Below are 21,206 nucleotides of genomic sequence, written 5' to 3' on the forward strand. Positions count from 1 at the left end.
GGAGACCCGACATGCCCGTCAACCTGCATGGCCGAAACGTGCTGACGCTGGACGATTTCACCGGCGCGGAGATCCGCTACCTGCTGCGCCTTGCCGCCGACCTCAAGACGGCCAAGCAGGCCGGCACGGAGGTGCCGCGCCTCGTGCGCAGGAACATCGCGCTGATCTTCGAGAAGGATTCGACGCGAACCCGCTCCGGCTTCGAGGTTGCGGCCTACGACCAGGGCGCAAACGTTACCTATATCGGCCCGTCCGGCAGCCATGTCGGCCACAAGGAATCGATGAAGGATACGGCGCGCGTGCTCGGGCGCATGTACGATGCCATCGAGTACCGCGGCTTCAGCCAGCACCAGGCGGACGTGCTGGCCGCCTATGCCGGCGTGCCGGTCTATAACGGGCTCACCGACGAGGCGCACCCGACCCAGGTCCTCGCCGACTTCATGACGATGCGCGAGTTCACGCACAAGCACCTGTCGGACATGACGCTCGTCTTCGTCGGCGAGGGGCGGGACAACGTGGCGATGTCGCTTGCCGTCGGCGCGGCGAAGGTCGGCATGGACATGCGCATCGCTTCGCCGCGTTCGCTCTGGCCGGAGCCGTCGTTCTGCGATCATGTCCGCGCGCTCGCGGAGGCGAGCGGCGGCCGCTTCCGGCTGGACGAGGACGTGACGGCTTCGGTGGAAGGAGCAGACTTCATCTATACCGACGTCTGGCTTTCCATGGGCGAGAAGGAGAGCGCCTGGGGCGAACGCATCGAGCTCCTGACGCCCTATCGCGTCACCCGCGCGCTGATGGCGGCCACCGGAAACCCCTATGCCAAGTTCATGCATTGCCTGCCGGCCTTCCACGACACGGAGACGGAGGTCGGGCAGGACATCGCGCGCAGCTACGGCATCGATTGCATGGAGGTGACGGACGAGGTCTTCGAATCCGCCGCGTCGGTCGTCTTCGACCAGGCGGAGAACCGCATGCACACGATCAAGGCGATCCTCGTCGCCACCATCGGAGCCTGAGATGCGGATTGTCGTCGCGCTCGGCGGCAATGCCCTCCTGAAGCGGGGCGAGCCGATGACGGCCGACAACCAGCGCGCCAACATCCGCCGCGCGGCAACGGTGCTTGCCGAATTGATCGCGGCCGGCCATGCGCTGGTGATCACCCACGGCAACGGGCCGCAGGTGGGCCTGCTCGCCCTCCAGGCGGCCGCGACGCCGGAGGCGCCGTTCCCGCTCGACGTGCTCGACGCCGAGAGCGCCGGCATGATCGGCTACGTCCTCCAGCAGGAGCTCGGCAATGCCGTGAGGGACAGGCTCTTCGCCGCGCTCCTGACGCAGGTGCGGGTCGATCCGCACGACCCTGCCTTCGGGGCGCCGACCAAGCCCATCGGCCCCGTCTACGACGAGACGGCCGCCCGCAGGCTGGCGGCGGAGCGCGGCTGGCGGATCGCCCCGGACAACGACAAATGGCGGCGCGTGGTCGCCTCGCCGAAACCGCTTTCGATCGTCGAGGCCGAGGTGCTCTCCTTTCTCGTTGCGCGCGGCGTCGTCGTCATCTGCGCCGGCGGCGGCGGCATTCCCGTCGTGGAATGCGAAGACGGCAGCCTCGTCGGCGTCGAGGCCGTCGTCGACAAGGATTTCGCCTCCGCGCTTCTCGCACGGCAGCTCGATGCGGATCTCCTGTTGATGCTGACCGATGTCGATGCGGTCTATGCCGGCTGGGGAGGGCCCTCGGCCCGGCCGCTGGGGCATGTGACGGCGCGCGATCTTTCGCCGGCCGACTTTCCTGCCGGCTCGATGCGGCCCAAGATAGAGGCGGCGGTCGATTTCGCCCGCGCCACCGGCAGGCCGGCGGCCATCGGGACGCTGGAGGACGCCGTGGAGATCGTCGCGGGAACGCGCGGAACGCGGATAGGGCCCGACGAAACGGCCGGGGCAACCGGCCCCGCTTGATCCGCGTCAAGGTGGCGGGCCGAGGGCCGATTATTCTTGTTAGGCATCAAGACGGACGGAGATTGGTCCAATGAGCTACAAATCCATTCTGGTGAATCTGGATATCGACGGGCCGATCAAGCCGGTCGTCAAGGCATCCGCCGAACTGGCGCGCCGTTCGGGCGCCCGGCTGATCGGTTTCTGCGCGGCCGATGCCTACCTGCCGGTTACAGGTCCGGAAGGCGCCACGCTGGCCGCCGACGTGTGGCAGCAGATGCGCGAAGACGACGAGCGCCGCTTCAAGGAACTGCGCAAGGAGTTCGAGGCGCTGGTCGCCGGCACGGTCGAGACCGAATGGCGCGATGCGCTGGAAAGGCCGACCTACGCCCTCGTGCAGGCCTCCAGGATGGCCGACCTCGTCGTCACGCAGGCGGTCGACGGCGCGGCGGCGCGGGACACGCCCCGCCGGTCCGATCCGGGAAGCGCCGTCCTGCAGACGGGCCGCCCCGTCCTCGTCGTGGGGACGGACACCGAACACAGGCTCGGCAGGAAAATCCTCGTCGCCTGGAAGGACACGCGGGAGGCGCGGCGGGCGGTGTGCGACGCGATCCCGCTGCTCAAGGCTGCCGACGACGTCGTCGTCGCGACGGTGGCCTCGCAGATCGACCACTGGGCCCGCGAGAGCCTGACCGATGTCTGCGCCTTTCTCGTCCGCCACGGCGTGACGGCGCGCAGCGAAACGGTCGAGAGCGCCCGGGAGAGCGACAGCCTGCTCCATCTCGCCGACCTCCATGATGCCGACCTCGTCGTGTCGGGCGCCTTCGGGCACAGCCGCCTCAGGGAATGGGTCTTCGGCGGCATGACCCGCTCGCTGCTCGACGAGATTCGCCTCCATCGTTTCATGTCGAGCTGACGGATCCGGGAACGGCGGCCGAGGCGGAGGCAGGCAGATGCAGCCAGAATCGCCCTTGCAGCGGGCTAGCGATGCTGCGCCGGCCTATTGGTCGATCCCCGCCGAGGCGCTTCTTGCGCAACTGGACACCCGTATATCCGGGCTTTCCAGCGAGGGGGCGAGGGCGCGCCTCGATGACGTCGGGGCCAATGCGATCCGGGCAGGGCGCGGCGCCTCGGCACTCACCGCCTTCGCGCGGCAGTTCCGCAGCCCGCTCGTCCTCATCCTCATCTTCGCGGCCGTGGTGTCTGGGATCGTCGGCGAGGGCAGCGAGGCCGCCATCATCGGCGTCATCGTGCTGGCGAGCTGCGTTCTTTCCTTCACGCAGGAATACGGCGCCTCCCGCGCCATGCAGGCGCTCACCGCCCGCATCGCCCGCAAGGCCCTCGTGCTGCGCGACGGGCGGGAGGCCCTGCTTCCCGTCGAGGCGATCGTGCCGGGCGACATTGTGCGGCTCTCGGCGGGAAACCTCGTTCCGGCCGACGGCATCCTTCTGGAAACGCGCGACTTCAACGTCAGCGAGGCGGCGCTGACCGGCGAGACCTTCCCCGTGGTCAAGACGGCCGGCATCTGCCCTCCGCAGGCGCGCATCGGCCAGCGGACGAACACGGCCTTCACCGGCACGTCCGTGCGCAGCGGCACGGCGACGATGGCGGTCGTGAAGACAGGCGGGAAAACGGAGTTCGCCGCGATCGCCGCAACCATCGCCCATGCCGCGCCCGAGACGGATTTCGCGCGCGGCATCCGCCGCTTCGGCTACCTGATGACGGAGATCATGCTGGTCATCGTCATCCTTGTCTTCTTCGCCAATCTGCTGCTGCATCGCCCGGCGGTGGATTCGCTGCTGTTCTCGCTGGCGCTCGCCGTGGGGCTGACGCCGGAGCTGCTGCCGGCGATCATCAGCGTGACGCTGGCGCGCGGGGCCCGCACCATGGCCGCGAACGGCGTCATCGTGCGCCGTCTCGACGCCATCGAGAACCTCGGCAGCATGGACCTCCTGTGCACCGACAAGACCGGCACGCTGACGGAAGGCGTCATCCGTCTCGACGGTTGCCGCGATGCATCGGGCGCCGAGGCGCCGCAGGTGCGGCTCTGGGCGCTCCTCAACGCGACCTTGCAGGCCGGCATGGCGAACCCGCTGGACGAGGCCATCGCCGCCGGAAAGGGCGTGGAGGACGACCTTGCTGCCTATGCCAAGGTGGACGAGATCCCCTACGACTTCATCCGCAAGCGGCTTTCGGTGATCGTCCGCCGGGCGGACGAGCCGGAGGACCTGATGATCTGCAAGGGTGCGCTGCAGACCGTGGTCGCCGCCTGCTCCGTCGTCCTTGGCGAAAGCGGCGCGCCGGTGCCGCTCGAAGCGGCACGGGCCGCGGCGATCGACGAAAAGGTCAGAGCCTGGAGCGGGCAGGGTTACCGCGTCCTCGGGCTCGCCGTGCGCCGCTTTTCGCGGCAGGACGCCTATCGCCGCGAGGACGAGGCGGGCCTTGCCTTCGCCGGCTTCCTGCTCTTCCTCGATCCGCCGAAAGCAGGCATCGCGGAGACGCTGAAGGCGCTCGCCGCCCGCGGCATCAAGGTGAAGATCATTACCGGCGACAACCGCTATGTCGCCGCCCATCTTGCCGAAATCGTCGGCCTGCCGCAGCGCCGTGTCCTTACCGGAACGCAGGTGAGCCGGCTGACGAAGGAGGCGCTGGTGCGCCGCGTCACGCAGAACGACATCTTCGCCGAGATCGACCCGAACCAGAAGGAGCGCATCATCGCGGCGCTGCGCAGGCACGGCCATGTCGTCGGTTATCTCGGCGACGGCATCAACGATGCGCCGGCCCTTCACGAGGCCGATGTCGGCATCTCGGTGGAGGGCGCGGTGGACGTGGCGCGCGAGGCTGCCGACATGATCCTGCTCGAGCGCGATCTCGGCGTGTTGCTGCGCGGGGTCGACGACGGGCGCAGGACCTTCGCCAATACGATGAAGTACATCTCGATCACCACCAGCGCGAATTTCGGCAACATGGTCTCGATGGCCTTCGCCTCGCTCGCTTTGCCTTTCCTGCCGCTGCTCGCCCCGCAGATCCTTCTCAACAACTTCCTCTCGGACGTGCCCTCGCTCGCCATCGCCACCGACAATGTCGACGCCGATCAGGTCCGCACGCCGCGGCGGTGGGACATCGCCTTCGTGCGCCGCTTCATGGTGACGTTCGGGCTGGTCAGCTCGGTTTTCGATTTCATCACCTTCGCCTTTCTCCTCCTTGCCGCCGGGGCGGCGGCCGGGGTGTTCCAGACCGGATGGTTCGTCGAATCCCTCATCACCGAGCTTGCCATCGTGCTGGTGGTCCGCACCCGCAAGGCCTTCTGGCGGAGCCGCCCGAGCGCGCTTCTCTCATGGCTGACGTTGGTCGTCGGCCTTCTCGCCGTCGCGATTCCCTTCCTGCCGGGTGCGGACTGGTTCGGTTTCGTCCCGTTGCCGCTCCCGGTCCTCGGCGGGCTCGTCGCAATCACGCTCGCCTATCTGGCGGCGTCCGAAGCCATGAAGCATTGGTTCTTCGCACGCCGGCGCCGCGGTTGAGAGAGGCTCATGGCGCGTGCCGCCCGTTGCCGGCCGGGTCGCTTTCGCCCCAGGCGCGCCAATGGGTCGGCGATATCTCGACATGCTCCCTCGTGCCGGATTTGACCCAGCCGACCAGCGTTCGCCGGCAGGGGAACACGAGCGCATTCATGCCGTCCCGGTCGAAGACCGCCAGTTCGAGATCCTGATTGTAGGGCGCAGTGGAAGCCGGTTGCCACATGGAGCGATGCCTGCGAGGAGCCCGATGCGAACGCGCATTCAAGCCGTCCGGATGGCCGCCTCGATCTCCGTTCTCGAGTGCCCGGTCATATCTTTCGCGATTTCGCCGAGCAGCCTGTCCCGCAGGCTCTTGTGAAAGTGCCGGCGCATCTCCCCGAGCGTTCGCGAATCCGCGACGATCAGGAGCTTGCCGATGCTTCCGGCGATCGCGGCCCGGTTCAGGGCAGCGCTTGCCGCCGCTGCGAAGTTGTCCTCCGAAAGGCGGGCCTTGTCGGGATTTCCCGCGCTGTTCCGGTGGCGTCCGCCGGACCCGGCGTGGTCTTCTTCCACCCGCGGTTCCGGCAGGGCGAAGAGCTCGATGCCGGGCTCGTGGGCGATGTTCTGGAACAGTAGCATCGTCCGCCCGTCGACGACCGCCACCGTTGCACCGTTCGGCAAGATCATTGTGTTTCTCCCTGTCTGTTCGTCCGCCGGTCCGCGGCGGTATCGTTGTTCGGATGCGCCGGCACCGGCTAGGCGGCCAGGTCCTTCAGCGCCTGGAGCTTGACGATTTCGACGCCGCGCAGGTTCGGCAGCCGGATGATGCCCTTCTGGCGGAACCTGGAGAACACGCGCGACACGGTCTCGATGCTGAGCCCGAGATAGTCGCCGATATCGGCGCGCGACATCTGCAGGTCCAGACGCCGCAGGCCGCCCTGGCGTTCCGACATGTCGAGCAGGAATGCGGCGGCCCGCTCGGCGGCGCTGTGGCGGCCGAGCACGAGCAGGTGTTCCTGCGCCCGCACGAGGCTTTGCAGCGCCATGGGCAGGAGCGCGCCGGCAAGGTCGCCTTGCAGCAGCGTCGCGCGCTGGATCCTGATTCCGGTGGCGCATATGGCTTCGGCGAAGAAGTGATGCGTGGTGTCCGTCTCGAACCCGAACATCTCGCCGGGAAGGAGAAAGGCGGAGATCTGCCGGCGGCCGTCGGCAAGGAGCCGATAGACGCGCACGGCGCCGAACTCGACGGTATAGAGGCTGCTGCTCTTTTCCCCCTGCGCGTAGATCTCGGCGCCTGCGCTGAAGAAGGTCGGAGCCTCGCCATTCGCGGGGCGGGCGGCAAGCCCCGGCTCGAATGCGGCCTTGCGGTAGAACGATGCCTGAATTTCTTCGTGAAGCGCCATGATCTTTCCCCGAATGTCGATGGGACGATCAATCGCGCAAATCCGGCGACACGGAAATTCGGTCATCTCCGTAAGGGAAACTACGTAGGCGCGGCCTAGCGTGCCTTGCCGGCGGCCTTGAGGGCGATGGTCATGCGCACGAGTTCCGGCAGGCTTTTCGCCTGCATCTTCGACATGATGTTGGCGCGGTGCACCTCCACCGTGCGCGGGCTGATGTCGAGGTCGTAGGCGATGGTCTTGTTTGCCGCCCCCGCGACGACCGAGGAAAGGACCTGCTGTTCCCGTTCGGAAAGGCTGTTCAGGCGCGCCCGCAACGTCGCGATGTCGGCGGATATCTCGGTCGCGTCTTCGAGGCGGCTGGCGGCACGCGTGATCGCGTCGATCAGGGTCCGGTCCTCGAAGGGTTTTTCGATGAAATCGACCGCGCCCGCCTTCATGGCCGACACGGCCATCGGCACGTCGCCGTGGCCGGTGATGACGACGGCGGGAATGAGAAGGCCGGCCGCACCGAGCTTTTCCAGGAGTTCGACCCCGCTCATGTCCGGCATGCGCAGGTCCGTGACGAGACAGGCCTTCGCAAGCGTCGGCGCCACGTCGAGAAAGCGTGTGGCCGATTCGTGTACGCGCACGGTGAAACCCGACATCGTAAGGAGGAAGGCAAGCGATTTGCGCACGGGTTCCTCGTCGTCGACGACGTGGACGACATAGCTGTCAATCGTCATGGGCCCTCCCTTCTCCGGCAATCGGAAGCGAGAAGCGGAAGGTCGTTCCCGCATCGCCGTTCCGGACTGCCGATATGTCGCCGCCATGCGCCTGGATGATGCGCCGGGATATCGAGAGCCCTATGCCCATTCCGCTTGCCTTGCTCGTAACGAAGGGCTGGAAAAGACGTGCCGCGATCTCGACGGGAATCCCGGGGCCCGTATCGGCGACCTCGACGAAGGCCATGCCGGCCTCGCCCCGCATGGTGCGGACCGTCAGCTCGCGCCGGCTGCTCTCGCGCATGGCTTCCATCGCATTGCGCATCAGGTTGATGAGAACCTGCTGGATCTGTACGCGATCGACAAGCACCTCTTTCGTATCGGGCGAAAAGGCGAACACCGTCCGCACGCCGAGCTCGCGCGAGCCGACAAGCGCGAGCGCAGCGGCTTCCTCGATCAGCTTGCGCAGGTCCTCCGGCGCCTTTTCCGTCTCGCCGCGTGTGACGAATTCCCGCAAATGGCGGATGATCTCTCCGGCGCGCAGCGATTGCCGGGCGGCATCCGCCAGCGCCTCGCGCATCTGTGCGGCCGGCCCCTCGGCGATGCCGTCCAGAAGCCGGACGCAGCCCTGCACGTAATTGGCGATGGCCGCGAGCGGCTGGTTGAGCTCGTGCGCCAGCGTCGAGGCCATTTCCCCCAGTTCGTTGAGGCGCGCCAGCCGCGCCAGTTCGCTCTGGGCCTCCTGCAGCAAGGCCTCGGACTCCTCGCGTTCGGTGAGGTCGCGGATGAAGCCGGTGAAATACCGCCCGTTCCCCGAGCGCATCTCGCCGACCGCCAGTTTCATCGGGAAGGTGGTACCGTCCTTGCGGCGCCCCACGACGACGCGATCGATGCCGATGATCCGCTTTTCCCCCGTCGCGACATAGCGGCGGATATATCCGTCATGCTCGTGGCGATAGGGATCCGGCATGAGAATATGCACGTTCTGGCCGATCACTTCGGCTTCCTTGTAGCCGAACTGCCGCACCGCGGCGGCGCTGAACGAGGTGATCCGCCCCTGTTCGTCGATGACGACCGTCGCATCGGGAACGGTGTCGAGGATCAGGCGGAGATGTGCCTCGCGCGCCCTCAGCGCGCCTTCCGTCTTGTCGATTGCCCGGCGTGCATGATGGAGCATCTCGCCCATCCAGGTGATCGTCAATCCGACGAAGGCGAAGAGGCCCGTCTGCACCCCGACAGCCTGGTCGGGGCCGGCTATATAGGCCGCGCCGATGAGGGAGAGCAGCGAGGCCAGCAGGCCCGGCCCCATGCCGCCCGCGATGGCCGCGACGAGGATGACCGGCGTGAAGAGGATGAAGGGCGCCGTGTTTCCAAGCACGCCCTGCAGCAGCCATCGGGCGATGAAGACCGCGGCGACGGCGATCAGCGCAAGGACATACCCCGCCCTTCCTTCGAAGCGTGGTGAAAAGATGGTCTGCAGGAAGCGTCCCTGCAATCGTGGCAAATCGCGCGCCGGCATGCCTCTCCCGTCAAGACGCCCGGTTTCGGCACCATCCGAGGACATATTGACTGGCGTCGAGAATATATCCATGCGCGCATGAAGGGAAGCGTGCAGGGCGACCTCAGGTTGCCGGCCACAGGTCGCGCAGCGGCTTGCTTTGCCCGGTGGGCTCGATCCGGCAGGCAATCCAGCAAACGCCGCCCGGCGCCCTGCTGCATTGACGCGGATCAAAATGCCCGCGGCGGCTCCGTTTCATTTCTCCGTCAGCCGGCGAAGGCTGAAATTTGTGCGAATGCATAATTTTGAGGCGCATGCCTTCCGGGGCCTGCGGCGATCATGGCTGCTGCGGGCGCTTTTGCCGGGATTTCGGTCACGCAGACGGATGGCATGGCCCTTGCATCGTGGTGGGGACAACCATCGGGGCCACGCAGACCATGGGCGATTTCGACAGAGGGCACATATCCGATCACCGCGCCGGACGGGGTTGCCGGTGATCGTGTTTCCCGCGCCGGATGTGCCGGACGGCTCGGCCGTGCCGGTGCGCATGCAGCGCGCCGAGGGCAGCGCGCGGCTTGCCTTCCACCGACGCCATGGCACGACGCGGCTGCGGACGCTCTACCAGGAGGGATGCGTCAAGATCCGCCTGCCGACGCCCTTGCCCGGATCGCCGCCGGAAGCGATCCTGATCAACACGGCGGGCGGGCTTGCGGGCGGCGACCGGATATCCGCCGAAATCGAGGCTGCGGGCGCGACGGCGGCGACGGTCACCACGCAGGCCTGCGAGCGGGTCTATCGTTCGACAGGCGAGGCGGCAACGGTGACGAACAGGCTTATGGTCGGCGCCGGCGGCCGCCTTGCCTGGCTGCCGCAGGAAACCATCCTCTTCGACGGCGGGTGCCTTTCGCGGCGGCTGGAGGCCGACCTTGAAGGCGATGCCGAGCTCGTGGCGGTGGAGGCGGTGCTGTTCGGCCGCACCGCCATGGGCGAGACCCTTTCCCACGGCGCGCTGCACGATCGCTGGCGCATCCGCCGCGATGGCAGGCTGGTTTTCGCCGAGGATTTCCGCGTTTCCGGCGCCATCGCCGCCCGGCTTGCCCGGCCTGCGACGCTATCCGGATGCACCGCCATGGCGACCGTCCTCTACGCAGCGCCCGAGCCGGAGCGGCTGCTTCAGGCCGTGCGCGCATCCATCGGGGATGCGGGCGGGGCGAGCGCCTGGGACGGCAAGCTGCTGGTACGTCTCGTCGCGGCCTCCGGCCTTGCGCTCCGCCAGCGTCTCGAACCGCTTCTTTCGCTTCTGCTCGCCGGACGCCCGCTGCCGAAAGTCTGGCAATTATAGGAAAGGTCCCATGAACCTCACCCCCCGCGAGAAGGACAAGCTGCTGATCGCCATGGCCGCCATCGTGGCGCGCAAACGGCTGGAACGCGGCGTCAAGCTGAACCATCCCGAAGCCATCGCGCTCATCACCGATTTCGTGGTCGAGGGCGCGCGCGACGGACGCCCGGTCGCCGACCTGATGGAGGCGGGCGCCCATGTCGTGACGCGCGACCAGGTGATGGAGGGCATCGCCGAGATGATCCACGACGTGCAGGTGGAGGCGACGTTCCCCGACGGAACGAAGCTCGTGACCGTCCACCAGCCGATCCGCTGACTTTTGAAAGGGCAAACCGATGAAAAGACTGCTTCTCACACTGCTTCTGACCGGCGCGGCCGCAAGCCCGGCCTTCGCCCATCTCGATCCGGCCGCGCACGGCTCGCTCGGAGCCGGCTTCTCGCATCCGCTGACGGGCGCCGATCACCTGCTCGCCATGGTCGCCGTCGGCCTCTGGGCATCGCTGATCGGCGGGCGGGCGCTCTGGGCCGTGCCCGCCGCCTTCGTTGCGGCGATGAGCGTCGGGTTCCTCGCGGCGCTCGGCGGGCTCGGCCTGCCCTTCGTCGAGCCGGTCATTGCCGCCTCCGTCGTGGTGATCGGGCTTCTGGCGATGGTGGCCCTTCAGGTGCCGGCCGCGGTCGGCATGGCCGTCGTCGGTTTCTTCGCCCTGTTCCACGGCTATGCGCACGGACTGGAGCTCGGCGGCGCGAGCGGCCTTTCCTTCATGGCCGGCTTTGCGGCGGCGACCGCGCTGCTGCATGGCGCGGGCGTGGCGCTGGGCCTCGGCCTCGGCGGGCGCGCCGGGCGGATCGCGGCGCGGATTGCCGGCGGCCTTGCGGCGCTCGGCGGCCTCTGGCTCGTGGCGGGGGCGTGACCATGATCCCCGGGGAAATCCTGACGGGCGACGGCGATATCGTGCTGAACGCGGGAAGCGAGCCGGTGACGCTCACCGTCGCCAATACCGGCGACCGGCCGATCCAGGTCGGCTCGCACTACCACTTCTTCGAGACCAACCCGGCGCTTTCCTTCGACAGGCCCCTTGCGCGCGGCATGCGCCTCGACATCGCGGCGGGCACCGCCGTTCGCTTCGAGCCGGGGCAGGAGCGTATCGTGCGGCTCGTGCCGATCGGTGGCAACCGTGAGATCTACGGTTTTCGCCAGCAAGTTATGGGGAAACTCTGATGGCCGCCCACCTTTCCCGCGCCGCCTATGCGCAGATGTACGGCCCGACCGTCGGCGACCGCGTGCGCCTTGCCGATACCGAACTCTTCATCGAGGTCGAGAAGGATTTCACCGTCTACGGCGAGGAGGTGAAGTTCGGCGGCGGCAAGGTGATCCGCGACGGCATGGGCCAGAGCCAGGCGACGCGCGCCGAAGGGGCGGTCGACACCGTCATCACCAATGCATTGATCGTCGATCATTGGGGCATCGTGAAAGCCGATATCGGCCTGAAGGACGGGCTGATCGCGAAGATCGGCAAGGCCGGCAACCCGGACACCCAGCCGGGCGTCGATATCGTCGTCGGCCCCGGTACGGAGGTCATTGCGGGCGAGGGGCGCATCCTGACGGCCGGCGGCATCGACGCGCATATCCACTTCATCTGCCCGCAGCAGATCGAGGAGGCGCTGATGTCCGGTGTCACCACCATGCTTGGCGGCGGCACGGGCCCTGCCCACGGCACGCTCGCCACCACCTGCACGCCGGGCCCCTGGCATCTGGCGCGGATGATCCAGTCCTTCGACGCCTTCCCGATCAATCTCGGCCTTTCCGGCAAGGGCAACGCCTCGAAGCCGGCGGCGCTCGTCGAGATGATCGAGGGCGGGGCCTGCGCCCTCAAGCTGCACGAGGATTGGGGCACGACGCCTGCCGCCATCGACACCTGCCTTTCCGTCGCCGACGACTACGACGTGCAGGTGATGATCCACACCGACACGCTGAACGAGAGCGGCTTCGTGGAGGACACCATCGCCGCCTTCAGGGGCCGCACCATCCATGCCTTCCACACGGAAGGGGCGGGCGGCGGCCATGCGCCGGACATCATCCGCGTCTGCGGCCTTGCCAACGTCATCCCGTCCTCGACCAACCCGACGCGGCCCTATACGCAGAACACCATCGCCGAGCATCTCGACATGCTGATGGTCTGCCACCACCTGTCGCCGTCGATCCCCGAGGATATCGCGTTTGCCGAAAGCCGCATCCGCAAGGAGACCATCGCCGCGGAGGATGTCCTTCACGATATCGGCGCCTTCTCGATCATCTCCTCCGACAGCCAGGCCATGGGCCGCGTCGGCGAGGTGCCGATCCGTACCTGGCAGACGGCCCACAAGATGAAGGTGCAGCGCGGCCGCCTGCCCGGCGAAACCGGCGACAACGACAATCTGCGCGTCCGGCGCTACATCGCCAAATACACGATCAATCCAGCCATCGCGCAGGGGCTTTCGAAGCATGTCGGCTCCGTCGAGACCGGCAAGCGCGCCGATCTCGTCCTGTGGAACCCCGCCTTCTTCGGCGTCAAGCCGGACATGGTGCTGGTCGGCGGCACCATCGCGGCAGCACCCATGGGCGATCCGAACGCCTCCATCCCGACGCCCCAGCCGATGCACTACCGGCCGATGTTCGGCAGCTACGGGCGTGCTCCGGCACTTTCCTCCGTCACCTTCGTCAGCAGGGTAGCGCTGGAGGGCGGCCTGAAGGCGCGCCTCGGCGTCACCAAGGACATGGTGGCCGTCGAGAACACCCGCGGCGGCCTTTCCAAGGCCTCGATGATCCTCAACGACGCGACCCCGCATATCGAGGTCGATCCCGAAACCTACGAGGTGCGCGCCGACGGGGAGCTGCTCACCTGCGAGCCCGCGACCGTGCTGCCCATGGCGCAGCGCTACTTCCTGTTCTGAAAGGGTCGGCCTTGCCCTACCGCTCCACCGAAATCCTGAAGCCCGACGACGGCCGCACCCCCATCGACGTGGTCGTCCTGCCGCACGACCAGCGCCATGTGCGCCGCAAGCTCCTGCACATGCAGCATGACGACGTCGTCATGCTCGACCTCAAGGCGCCGGTGCTGCTGGCCCATGGCGACCTCATTCTCACGGAGACGGGCGAGACCGTCGAGGTAATCGCGGCGGAGGAGTTGCTCTACGAGGTGACCCCGAAGGACAGGCTGCATCTCGTCGAGCTTGCCTGGCATCTCGGCAACCGCCACCTGCCGGCGCAGATCGAGGAGGCACGCATCCTGATCCTGCGCGATCACGTCATCCGCGACATGCTGACAGGGCTCGGCGCATCGGTCCGCGAGATATCCGAGCCTTTCCATCCGCTGCGCGGCGCCTATCACGGCCACCATCACCACGGCCATGACTGAAACGGCCGATCTCGTCCGGCTGATGACCTGGCTGTCGCCCGCCTTCCCGGTCGGCGCCTTCTCCTATTCCGGCGGGCTGGAGCAGGTCGTGGCGGATGGCGACGTGCGGGATGCCGGGACCTTGAAGGACTGGCTCGAAAGCCTCCTTGCATATGGCACTCTCTGGAACGACGCCGTGCTGTTCGCCGAGGCGCATAACGCCTTGGCCGACGATGAGCGGCTGGCGGAGGCCGCGGTGCTTGCGGAGGCCCTGTCGGGCTCGGCGGAGCGGCATCGCGAAACCATGCTGCAGGGCGGGGCCTTCCTTTCGGCGGCGGCGAACTGGCCGCATCCGGTTCTCGACCGTCTCGGCGGGGCGGCGGCCTATCCGGTCGCGGTCGGCGCGGTGGCGGCGGCTCATGGCATTGCAGCGGAGGCGGGGCTTGCCGCCTATTTGCATGCTGTCGCGTCGAACCTCGTCTCGGTCGCCATCCGCTGCGGCGTCATCGGCCAGAAGGACGGCGTGACGGTGCTGGCGGGACTGGAGGCGCGGATCTTGGCATCGGCGGCGCGGGCCGCGGGTTCCACACTGGACGATCTCGGGGCCGCGACGCTGCGGGCCGAGATCGCGAGCCTTCGCCACGAGACTTTGCCGACGCGGCTCTTCCGCTCGTGAGAAGGCTGCAAACCCGGATTTTCAGGAGGTGGGAATGACATCGAAGAACGGCCCCTTGCGCGTCGGCATCGGCGGTCCCGTCGGCTCCGGCAAGACGGCGCTGACAGAAAAGCTCTGCAAGGCGATGCGCGGGCACTATTCCCTCGCCGTCGTCACCAACGACATCTACACCAAGGAGGATGCCGAGGCGCTCATGCGCATGCAGGCGCTGCCCCTTGAGCGCATCGTCGGCGTGGAGACCGGCGGCTGCCCGCACACGGCGATCCGCGAGGACGCCTCGATCAACCTGCAGGCCATCGCCGATCTCAACCGGCGTTTTCCCGATCTCGACGTGGTCTTCATCGAATCGGGCGGCGACAATCTCGCGGCGACCTTCTCGCCCGATCTTGCGGACCTGACGATCTATGTCATCTCGGTCTGCCAGGGCGAGGAGATCCCGCGCAAGGGCGGGCCTGGCATCACCCGCTCGGACCTCCTCGTCATCAACAAGAAGGATCTCGCGCCCCATGTCGGCGCCGATCTCGACGTCATGGAGCGGGATGCGACGCGCATGCGCGCAGGGCGCCCCTTCGTCTTCTCCGACATGAAGCGCGCAGACGGCGTGGACCGCATCGTCGATTTCCTGCGCATCCAGGGCGGATTGTGAGGGAAGGATGCGGGGCCGCCCGAGCGGCGTCGCATTTTGTCGATAACGTCCTGAAAGGCTTGCGAGATCGTCATATATGGACGATCTTCCTGTATAGATGAGATGCCGGGGTCGACGCCCCAGAAGGAGGGCGCCGATGTATCGTGTCTGGAACTATGTCACCGACTACTCGCTGATGCTGATCGGCGGCGCGGTGATCGCGCTGCTTTGGGCCAATACGGCGCCCGACAGCTATCACGCCCTCGTGCATTTCCAGTTGTGGGCCGGCGGGCCGGTCGGTGTGCTGGAAGCCCATGAGGACGCGCCGCGCAGGGTCATGACCCTGCATTTCCTCTTCAACGACGGGCTGATGGCCTTCTTCTTCGCCATCGCCGCCAAGGAGGTCTGGGAGGCCGTGGCGCTTCGCGACGGTGCGCTTCGCGGCCGCAAGGCGCTGACGCCGCTGATCGCGACCGTCGGCGGCATGGCAGGCCCCGTCGTCGTCTATCTCTGCCTCGCCATGGCTCTTGGCGTTCTTGCGGATGTCTCGCGCGGATGGGCCATCCCGACGGCCACCGATATCGCGTTTTCCTATCTCGTCGGGCGGATGGTCTTCGGCGCCCGTCATCCGGCGATCGGCTTCCTGCTTCTCCTCGCCATCGCCGACGATGCCGGCGGGCTCGCCATCCTTGCGATCTTCTATCCTTCGGGCGAGGTGGCGCCGGCCTGGCTTCTGCTCTCGCTCGCCGCGGCGCTGGGCGTCTTCTTCCTTGCCAATGTGCTGCCGCGCCGGCTCGACCGGGGTAACCAGGACCGGCCTCGTTCCACCTGGGTGCGCAAGACGCTGGGATTCTGGCCCTGGGCGCTGGCGGGTGCACTGAGCTGGTACGCCTTCCAGATGGCCGGCCTGCATCCGGCGCTCGGCCTGTTGCCCATCGTGCCGACCATTCCGCATGCGGAGCGGGAATTCGGCGTCTTCGCCGAGGAGGAGCGTTACCAGACCGACCTGCTCAACGTGATCGAGCATGGCCTGAAGGTGCCCGTGCAGTTCGTGCTGTTCGGCTTCGGGCTGCTCAATGCCGGCGTCGAGTTCTCGACCATTTCCGAGCCCACCTGGCTGGTGCTTCTCGGGCTGATCATCGGCAAGCCCCTCGGCATCACCCTGTTCGGCTGGATCGCCGCCTATCCGCTGCGCCTCGGCTTGCCCCAGGGCATGGAGATACGCGACCTGCCCGTCGTCGGCTGCGTCGCTGCCATCGGGTTCACCGTCGCGTTGTTCGTGGCCTCGGTTGCCTTCCCGGCCGGGCCGGTTCAGGACGCGGCGAAGATGGGGGCTTTATTCAGCCTTGTCAGTGCCGTCATCGCCATTGCCGCCGGTCGTATCTGCAGGGTGCGCCGGAGCGTGTAGCGGCCCGGGTATAGTCATCCGCCCCCGGCTAGGTGCCCGGGGCTGTCTGGTCCGCGCTCTTTTCGGCGGCGCGGCGCGCGCGGATCGCGGCGGCGATGAAGACGCGGGAGAGCCCGTGGTAGAGCGGCTCGCGGGAAAGGATGCGGGAGGTGAGATAGCCGAGCATGGAGACTGCCATCAGCGGGATGACGGCGTCATGGTCGCCGGTCATTTCGAGGATGATGACGAAGGCCGTCATCGGCGCCTGCACGACGCCGGCGAAATAGCCCGCCATGCCGAGGACCGCCGCAAGCGCGACGCTGGTGCCGAGAAGCGAGCCGACCGTGCTGCCGAGGCCGGCGCCGACCGAGAGGGAAGGGGCGAAGATGCCGCCCGGTATGCCGGACAGCATGGAAAGGAACCCCGCCGCGAACTTTTCCACGAAGAAGAGGAGGGGAAGGGCCTCGCCCTGCACCGCGCTCCTGGCCTCGGCATAGCCCGTGCCGAAGGTGCGCCCGCCCGAAACGACGCCGATGAGGGCGATGGCGAGCCCGCAGCAAAGCGCGAACAGCACCATGCGCTTCATCGGTTCGGGCTGGGCCCAGCGGCGGATGCGCTGGCCGAAATAAAGGGCAAAGCCGCTGAAGGCCGCGCCGAGCGCGCCCCCGCCGATGCCGCAGACGAGGACGAGGCACCAGTCGCGCAGGTCGGTCGGGGCGACCGACGTGGAGCCGAAATACTGGTAGCTGCCCGAAATGCCGAGCGCGGCAAGGCCGGAGAGGATGACGGCGGCGAGCACGAAGCCGTTGGCGCGCGCCTCGTAGGTGCGGCTCATCTCCTCGATGGCGAAGACGATACCGGCAAGCGGCGTGTTGAAGGCGGCGGCGATGCCGGCGGCCGAGCCGGCGAGGATGAGGCCGCGCGCCTGCGCCATGCCGCCGAAGCGCGCGACGGCCAGCATGATGGAGGCGCCGACCTGGACCGTCGGGCCCTCGCGCCCGATGGAGGCGCCGGAAAGAAGGCCGAGCACGGTCAGCATGATCTTGCCGAAGGCGACGCGCAGGGACAATAGCCTGCCGCGGTCCTCTTCATCCTTCAGGTGCCGCGCGGCGATTGCCTGCGGGATGCCGCTACCCTGCGAATTCGGGAAAAACCGGATCGCCAGATAGGCCGAGAGCGCAAAACCGGCGGGCGTGAGGAGGAGCGGCAGCAGGAAGCTCCATTCCGTGGCCGCGGTCGCATGCGCGAAAGCGCGCTGGGCAAGGTCCGCGAGCTTGGCAAAGCCGACGCTGATCACGCCGGTCGCGAGCGCCCCGCACCAGAAGACGAGGCGCGGGCGCCAGAGCGAGAAGGATCCCCAGAAGACGCGGGAGCGCCGGAGCAGTTTCGATTTGCGGTATAGATCGGCCATCCGGGTTTTCGGTTTGCGCTGGACCGGCGGCATGCCCGTTCCGGGCCATGCCATGAAGGTGCCGTTCTTGCACGAGTCCGGGCGGAGCGACACCCCTTTTTTGGCGGTGCGCGCTGTTTGCCTTGCCGTCAGGCGCCGGATCGATGCCGGTTCCGGGTCCGCCGGGCGATCAGGGCGTCGATGGAGAAAAGCCCCGGGCCCCGCGCGGCGATGAAGAGGAGGCAGGCGGCCCATGTGCCGTGCGTCGGCCAGGCATCCGGATAGACGAAGATCTCGATCACCAGCGTCATCGCCAGGAGCGCCAGCGCGGAGAACCGGCTGGCAAGGCCGACGACGAGGAGGACCGGAAAGACATGCTCGGCGAAGGCTGCGAGATGCGCGGCAAGCCAGGGATCGATCAGCGGCAGCCTGTACTCGTTCTCGAAAAGATAGACCGCGCTGTCGGAGACCGACCAGCCGTCCAGCTTCGTTTCGCCGGATCGCCAGAAGACGCCGGCTATGGAAAGGCGCGCGACAAGGGCGATGACGTCGCTCGGGATATGGCCGAGCGCCTGTATCGCCCGTTCGACAAGGCGCTGCGGCAGCGATACGGCGAGGTCAGGCATGGTCGCGGTCTTCATCGTCTTGGTCCTTCCTGATGGCGGTGAAGGCTCCGGCACGGAGCAGGATTGCGAGATTTGCGGAAATGTCGAAGGCGGCATCGGCTGCCATGGCCGTGCTCGCGGCTTCGGCAAGTGCGCGGCCTTGCGCCAGATGCCCGAAGAAGGGCGCGCCGGCGGGCGGAAGCGGCACGACCTCGACGATCATGTGGGGCCGGACCACCAGCGCGTCCTGGCCCCGCCAGTCCGCAACGGGTTCGACAGGACGCTCGCCGGCGTTCATCGCCCAGATCGTTACCGCCGGATGGGGCGAGGAGAGGACCGAGAGGGACGGCTGGGGAACGAGGACGAGGCCGCCCAGCCGGTCGGGGGCGATCTCGGCGAGAACCTGCGGATCGAGCGGCGCGGCGTCGGCTGCATGATAAGCGCGCGTGCGGGCCGCCTCGATGCGCATGACATCCGCGAGATAGGCGATCTCCCGCGCCGGCTCGAAGTTCGCCGCGAAATCCGGAAAATCGTCGCCATAGGCCAGAAGCAGCGGCGAGCGCGGCGGATTGAGGCGGATGAAGACCGCGGCCATCGCCCGGAAGAAGTCGGGCCCGACGATCCGCTCGGCCGCGGGAAACCGCGTGGCAAGCGCGCCCGTGAGGCTGGCCGCCACGTTGTTGCGGTAGACGCCGTAGCGCCGCTCCGGCGAGGGCGAATTCCAGGCCGCGATGCCGGCGGGCGGCGGCGTCGCCTCCAGGAGGCCGGCGGCGAAGGCGCTCTGGGTGGCGTCCGACATGGTTCAGGCCGCCCTTTGCCGCGCGGCCGCGTCGAGCATGCGCTGCGCGGCGGCGGCTTCGCCCCGCAGCACCGGCCAGGCGGGCACGTCATTGTCCCATTCGATGAGGCTGGCGACCGGTCCCGTCCGGCTGATGACCGTCTCGTAGAGCGCCCAGACGGGATCCTTCACCGGCGTGTCGTGGCTGTCGATGAGGAGCGGCGCGCCGAGCTCGTCCACCGTTTCCGAATGGCCGCTGAGGTGGATCTCGCGCACCGCCTCCAGCGGGAAGCGGGCGATGTAGTCGCCTGGGTCCAGATTGTGGTTCGTCGCGGCGACGAAGACGTTGTTGACGTCGAGCAGCAGGCCGCAGCCGGTGCGCCGGGCGACCTCGGCGAGGAAGGCCGTCTCCTCGATCGTGCTTTCCGAAAACAGGACATAGGTGGCGGGATTTTCGAGCAGCATCTGCCGGCCGAGGGTCTCTTGCACTTCATCGATATGGTCGGCCACGCGGTCCAGCGTTTCCTGCGTATAGGGCAGCGGCAGGAGGTCGTTGAGGAAGACGCTGTCATGCGTCGACCAGGCGAGATGCTCGGAAAAGCTCTCCGGCCGGTAGCGCTCGCAGAGCGTCTTCAGCCGGGCAAGATGGGCGCGGTCGAGCGGCTGCATGGAGCCGATGGAGAGGCCGACGCCGTGGACCGAGAGGGCATAATCCTCCCGCAGCCGGCCAAGCTGGGTATGCGGCGGACCGCCGGCGCCCATGTAGTTCTCCGCATGGACCTCGAAGAAGCCGATGGGCTGCGGTTCGGCGATGATGGCGGCGAAATGCTCGGGCTTGAAGCCGGCACCGGTGCGCCGGGGCAGGGCGGAGGGGATCATGGTGAAGCCTTTCGACGGGAGAAGCGACGGCGCCGCGAAGGCGCCGTCCGGTGGGGCGGGTGCAGGCCTCAGGCCGGCGCCATGCCCTGTTCCAGCATGCCGTGGCCGTCCGGCGTCTTCATCGACAGGCACGTGCCCTTGGGAACGAGCTTGAAGACGTTCTGCTGGTAGTCGATCTTCGACGTGCCGGCGCAGGTCGTGCCGGCGCCCGCGGCGCAGTCGTTCTGGCCCTTGAGGGCGACGCCATAGCACTTTTCCTTCGCGTCGTCGGCAGCGGCGGCCGGGGTGGCGACGGCGGCGAGCGCGGAAGCGAGCGAACCGGCAAGGGCGAGGGTGGCGATCATGGTCTTCATCTTTGTCTCCGTTAGTGGCCAGCCCCATTGGCTGTGCATTGCGGGCTACGGAGAGCGCCGTGCCTTCGTTACAGGCCTTGCGTCGCTTTCGCCTGCCGGCGGCCCGCCCGGCGGGCGGTAGTGTTGGAAAAAGAATTGTTAAATCAGAGACTTGTTGTCGTTACGGAAATCTTTGCTTCCATGCGGTAACAAAATCGTGTTCCCCGGCGTAGGGTAGGAAACAGTGACACAGTCGGCGCGTGAAGAGGAATGGGCGAACTGGCTGCGCCTTGCCATAAAGGGCGACGCGCAGGCCTATAGCCGTTTCCTTTTCGCGGTGACGCCGTATCTGCGTGCCATGGCGCGGCGGCGTTGCAGCCTTTACGGCGCGCCCCTGAGCGAGGCAGAGGACGTGGTGCAGGAAGTGCTGCTCGCCATTCACCTCAAGCGCGGCACCTGGGATCCGGCCCGCCCGCTCGGCCCGTGGCTCACGACGCTGGTGCGCAACAAGCTGATCGACAGCCTGCGCCGCCGGGGCCGGCAGAAGAACGTGCCGATCGACGATGTCTCCGATTTCCTGGAGGCGGCGGACGAAACGAATGAGGCGGCCGACCGGATCGACACGGAAACGATGCTCGCCCGGCTGAAGGAGCCGCAGCGCGATATCGTCCGCTCGATCTCCATCGAGGGGGAGGGCATCCGCGAGACGGCGGCGCGGCTGAAAATGACGGAAGTGGCCGTGCGCGTCGCCCTTCACCGGGCGCTGAAATCGCTGGCCGCCCTCTACCGGAGCGAATGA

At 67.5% G+C, this 21,206-nt stretch carries 24 protein-coding genes; 14 read left to right on the forward strand and 10 right to left on the reverse strand.

Features of this window, described 5'->3' with window-relative positions:
* Nucleotides 1-11 precede the first annotated feature (11 nt).
* From argF to mgtA, 4 genes are all read left to right on the forward strand, one after another.
* Entirely contained in the window at nucleotides 12-1,013 is a 1,002-nt protein-coding gene (gene argF / locus HNQ66_RS04170) for an ornithine carbamoyltransferase (RefSeq protein ID WP_184141173.1), read from the forward strand.
* Between the two features lies 1 nt (nucleotide 1,014).
* Nucleotides 1,015-1,947, forward strand: a complete 933-nt coding sequence (gene arcC, locus HNQ66_RS04175; protein WP_184141175.1) for a carbamate kinase — start codon at nucleotides 1,015-1,017, stop codon at nucleotides 1,945-1,947.
* 70 nt (nucleotides 1,948-2,017) lie between these two features.
* Nucleotides 2,018-2,839: a universal stress protein gene (locus HNQ66_RS04180; protein WP_184141177.1), complete on the forward strand. Its 822-nt coding sequence runs from the start codon at nucleotides 2,018-2,020 to the stop codon at nucleotides 2,837-2,839.
* 37 nt (nucleotides 2,840-2,876) lie between these two features.
* Nucleotides 2,877-5,444, forward strand: a complete 2,568-nt coding sequence (gene mgtA, locus HNQ66_RS04185) for a magnesium-translocating P-type ATPase (protein ID WP_184141179.1) — start codon at nucleotides 2,877-2,879, stop codon at nucleotides 5,442-5,444.
* Nucleotides 5,445-5,451: 7 nt separating this feature from the next.
* On the opposite strand, the gene HNQ66_RS04190 is transcribed toward mgtA, so the two are convergent.
* The 5 genes from HNQ66_RS04190 to HNQ66_RS04210 form a co-directional block, all read right to left on the reverse strand.
* Complete coding sequence (locus tag HNQ66_RS04190) at nucleotides 5,452-5,664, reverse strand: hypothetical protein (RefSeq protein WP_184141181.1); 213 nt, start codon at nucleotides 5,662-5,664, stop codon at nucleotides 5,452-5,454.
* A 38-nt stretch (nucleotides 5,665-5,702) separates the two neighbouring features.
* On the reverse strand, nucleotides 5,703-6,107 hold the full coding sequence (locus HNQ66_RS04195; protein WP_184141189.1) for a baeRF12 domain-containing protein: 405 nt from the start codon (nucleotides 6,105-6,107) through the stop codon (nucleotides 5,703-5,705).
* A 68-nt stretch (nucleotides 6,108-6,175) separates the two neighbouring features.
* Nucleotides 6,176-6,823, reverse strand: coding sequence for a helix-turn-helix domain-containing protein (locus HNQ66_RS04200; protein ID WP_184141191.1), 648 nt, complete (start codon nucleotides 6,821-6,823; stop codon nucleotides 6,176-6,178).
* A 95-nt stretch (nucleotides 6,824-6,918) separates the two neighbouring features.
* On the reverse strand, nucleotides 6,919-7,539 hold the full coding sequence (gene fixJ, locus HNQ66_RS04205; protein ID WP_184141337.1) for a response regulator FixJ: 621 nt from the start codon (nucleotides 7,537-7,539) through the stop codon (nucleotides 6,919-6,921).
* On the reverse strand, nucleotides 7,535-9,043 hold the full coding sequence (locus HNQ66_RS04210; protein WP_184141194.1) for a PAS domain-containing sensor histidine kinase: 1,509 nt from the start codon (nucleotides 9,041-9,043) through the stop codon (nucleotides 7,535-7,537). The genes fixJ and HNQ66_RS04210 overlap by 5 nt, the downstream gene beginning before the upstream one ends.
* A 472-nt stretch (nucleotides 9,044-9,515) precedes the next feature.
* Between HNQ66_RS04210 and HNQ66_RS04215 the strand changes: the two genes are divergently transcribed.
* From HNQ66_RS04215 to HNQ66_RS04255, 9 genes are all read left to right on the forward strand, one after another.
* Nucleotides 9,516-10,364 carry an urease accessory protein UreD gene (locus HNQ66_RS04215; protein ID WP_343059426.1) on the forward strand — a complete coding sequence of 283 codons (849 nt, stop codon included), beginning with the start codon at nucleotides 9,516-9,518 and terminating at the stop codon, nucleotides 10,362-10,364.
* Nucleotides 10,365-10,374: 10 nt separating this feature from the next.
* Nucleotides 10,375-10,677 carry an urease subunit gamma gene (locus HNQ66_RS04220; RefSeq protein WP_184141196.1) on the forward strand — a complete coding sequence of 101 codons (303 nt, stop codon included), beginning with the start codon at nucleotides 10,375-10,377 and terminating at the stop codon, nucleotides 10,675-10,677.
* 19 nt (nucleotides 10,678-10,696) lie between these two features.
* Nucleotides 10,697-11,272 carry a HupE/UreJ family protein gene (locus tag HNQ66_RS04225; protein WP_184141198.1) on the forward strand — a complete coding sequence of 192 codons (576 nt, stop codon included), beginning with the start codon at nucleotides 10,697-10,699 and terminating at the stop codon, nucleotides 11,270-11,272.
* A gap of 2 nt (nucleotides 11,273-11,274) precedes the next feature.
* Nucleotides 11,275-11,580, forward strand: coding sequence for an urease subunit beta (locus HNQ66_RS04230; protein WP_184141341.1), 306 nt, complete (start codon nucleotides 11,275-11,277; stop codon nucleotides 11,578-11,580).
* On the forward strand, nucleotides 11,580-13,292 hold the full coding sequence (gene ureC / locus HNQ66_RS04235; RefSeq protein WP_184141200.1) for an urease subunit alpha: 1,713 nt from the start codon (nucleotides 11,580-11,582) through the stop codon (nucleotides 13,290-13,292). The genes HNQ66_RS04230 and ureC overlap by 1 nt, the downstream gene beginning before the upstream one ends.
* A gap of 11 nt (nucleotides 13,293-13,303) precedes the next feature.
* Nucleotides 13,304-13,756, forward strand: coding sequence for an urease accessory protein UreE (gene ureE, locus HNQ66_RS04240; protein WP_184141202.1), 453 nt, complete (start codon nucleotides 13,304-13,306; stop codon nucleotides 13,754-13,756).
* The gene (locus HNQ66_RS04245) at nucleotides 13,749-14,411 is read left to right on the forward strand and encodes an urease accessory protein UreF (RefSeq protein ID WP_184141204.1); all 663 of its coding nucleotides are present in this window, start codon (nucleotides 13,749-13,751) and stop codon (nucleotides 14,409-14,411) included. Before ureE ends, HNQ66_RS04245 begins: the two co-directional genes overlap by 8 nt.
* Before the next feature lie 34 nt (nucleotides 14,412-14,445).
* Nucleotides 14,446-15,057: an urease accessory protein UreG gene (gene ureG / locus HNQ66_RS04250; protein ID WP_184141206.1), complete on the forward strand. Its 612-nt coding sequence runs from the start codon at nucleotides 14,446-14,448 to the stop codon at nucleotides 15,055-15,057.
* A 136-nt stretch (nucleotides 15,058-15,193) separates the two neighbouring features.
* Nucleotides 15,194-16,444: a Na+/H+ antiporter NhaA gene (locus tag HNQ66_RS04255; RefSeq protein ID WP_184141208.1), complete on the forward strand. Its 1,251-nt coding sequence runs from the start codon at nucleotides 15,194-15,196 to the stop codon at nucleotides 16,442-16,444.
* Between the two features lie 28 nt (nucleotides 16,445-16,472).
* Here the strand turns inward: HNQ66_RS04255 and HNQ66_RS04260 are convergent, their stop codons facing one another.
* From HNQ66_RS04260 to HNQ66_RS04280, 5 genes are all read right to left on the reverse strand, one after another.
* A complete protein-coding gene (locus HNQ66_RS04260) occupies nucleotides 16,473-17,834 on the reverse strand; it encodes a chloride channel protein (RefSeq protein WP_184141210.1) in 1,362 nt (453 codons plus the stop codon).
* Between the two features lie 128 nt (nucleotides 17,835-17,962).
* Nucleotides 17,963-18,454: a DoxX family protein gene (locus tag HNQ66_RS04265; RefSeq protein WP_246434172.1), complete on the reverse strand. Its 492-nt coding sequence runs from the start codon at nucleotides 18,452-18,454 to the stop codon at nucleotides 17,963-17,965.
* The gene (locus tag HNQ66_RS04270) at nucleotides 18,432-19,217 is read right to left on the reverse strand and encodes an HvfC/BufC N-terminal domain-containing protein (protein WP_184141212.1); all 786 of its coding nucleotides are present in this window, start codon (nucleotides 19,215-19,217) and stop codon (nucleotides 18,432-18,434) included. The genes HNQ66_RS04265 and HNQ66_RS04270 overlap by 23 nt, the downstream gene beginning before the upstream one ends.
* A 3-nt stretch (nucleotides 19,218-19,220) precedes the next feature.
* Nucleotides 19,221-20,075, reverse strand: coding sequence for an MNIO family bufferin maturase (gene bufB / locus HNQ66_RS04275; protein ID WP_184141214.1), 855 nt, complete (start codon nucleotides 20,073-20,075; stop codon nucleotides 19,221-19,223).
* Nucleotides 20,076-20,143: 68 nt separating this feature from the next.
* Nucleotides 20,144-20,428: a BufA1 family periplasmic bufferin-type metallophore gene (locus HNQ66_RS04280; protein ID WP_184141216.1), complete on the reverse strand. Its 285-nt coding sequence runs from the start codon at nucleotides 20,426-20,428 to the stop codon at nucleotides 20,144-20,146.
* A gap of 223 nt (nucleotides 20,429-20,651) precedes the next feature.
* On the opposite strand from HNQ66_RS04280, the gene HNQ66_RS04285 reads away from it, so the two are divergent.
* On the forward strand, nucleotides 20,652-21,206 hold the full coding sequence (locus HNQ66_RS04285) for a sigma-70 family RNA polymerase sigma factor (RefSeq protein WP_184141218.1): 555 nt from the start codon (nucleotides 20,652-20,654) through the stop codon (nucleotides 21,204-21,206).

The organism is Shinella fusca, from assembly GCF_014203155.1.
Classification (GTDB): domain Bacteria; phylum Pseudomonadota; class Alphaproteobacteria; order Rhizobiales; family Rhizobiaceae; genus Shinella; species Shinella fusca.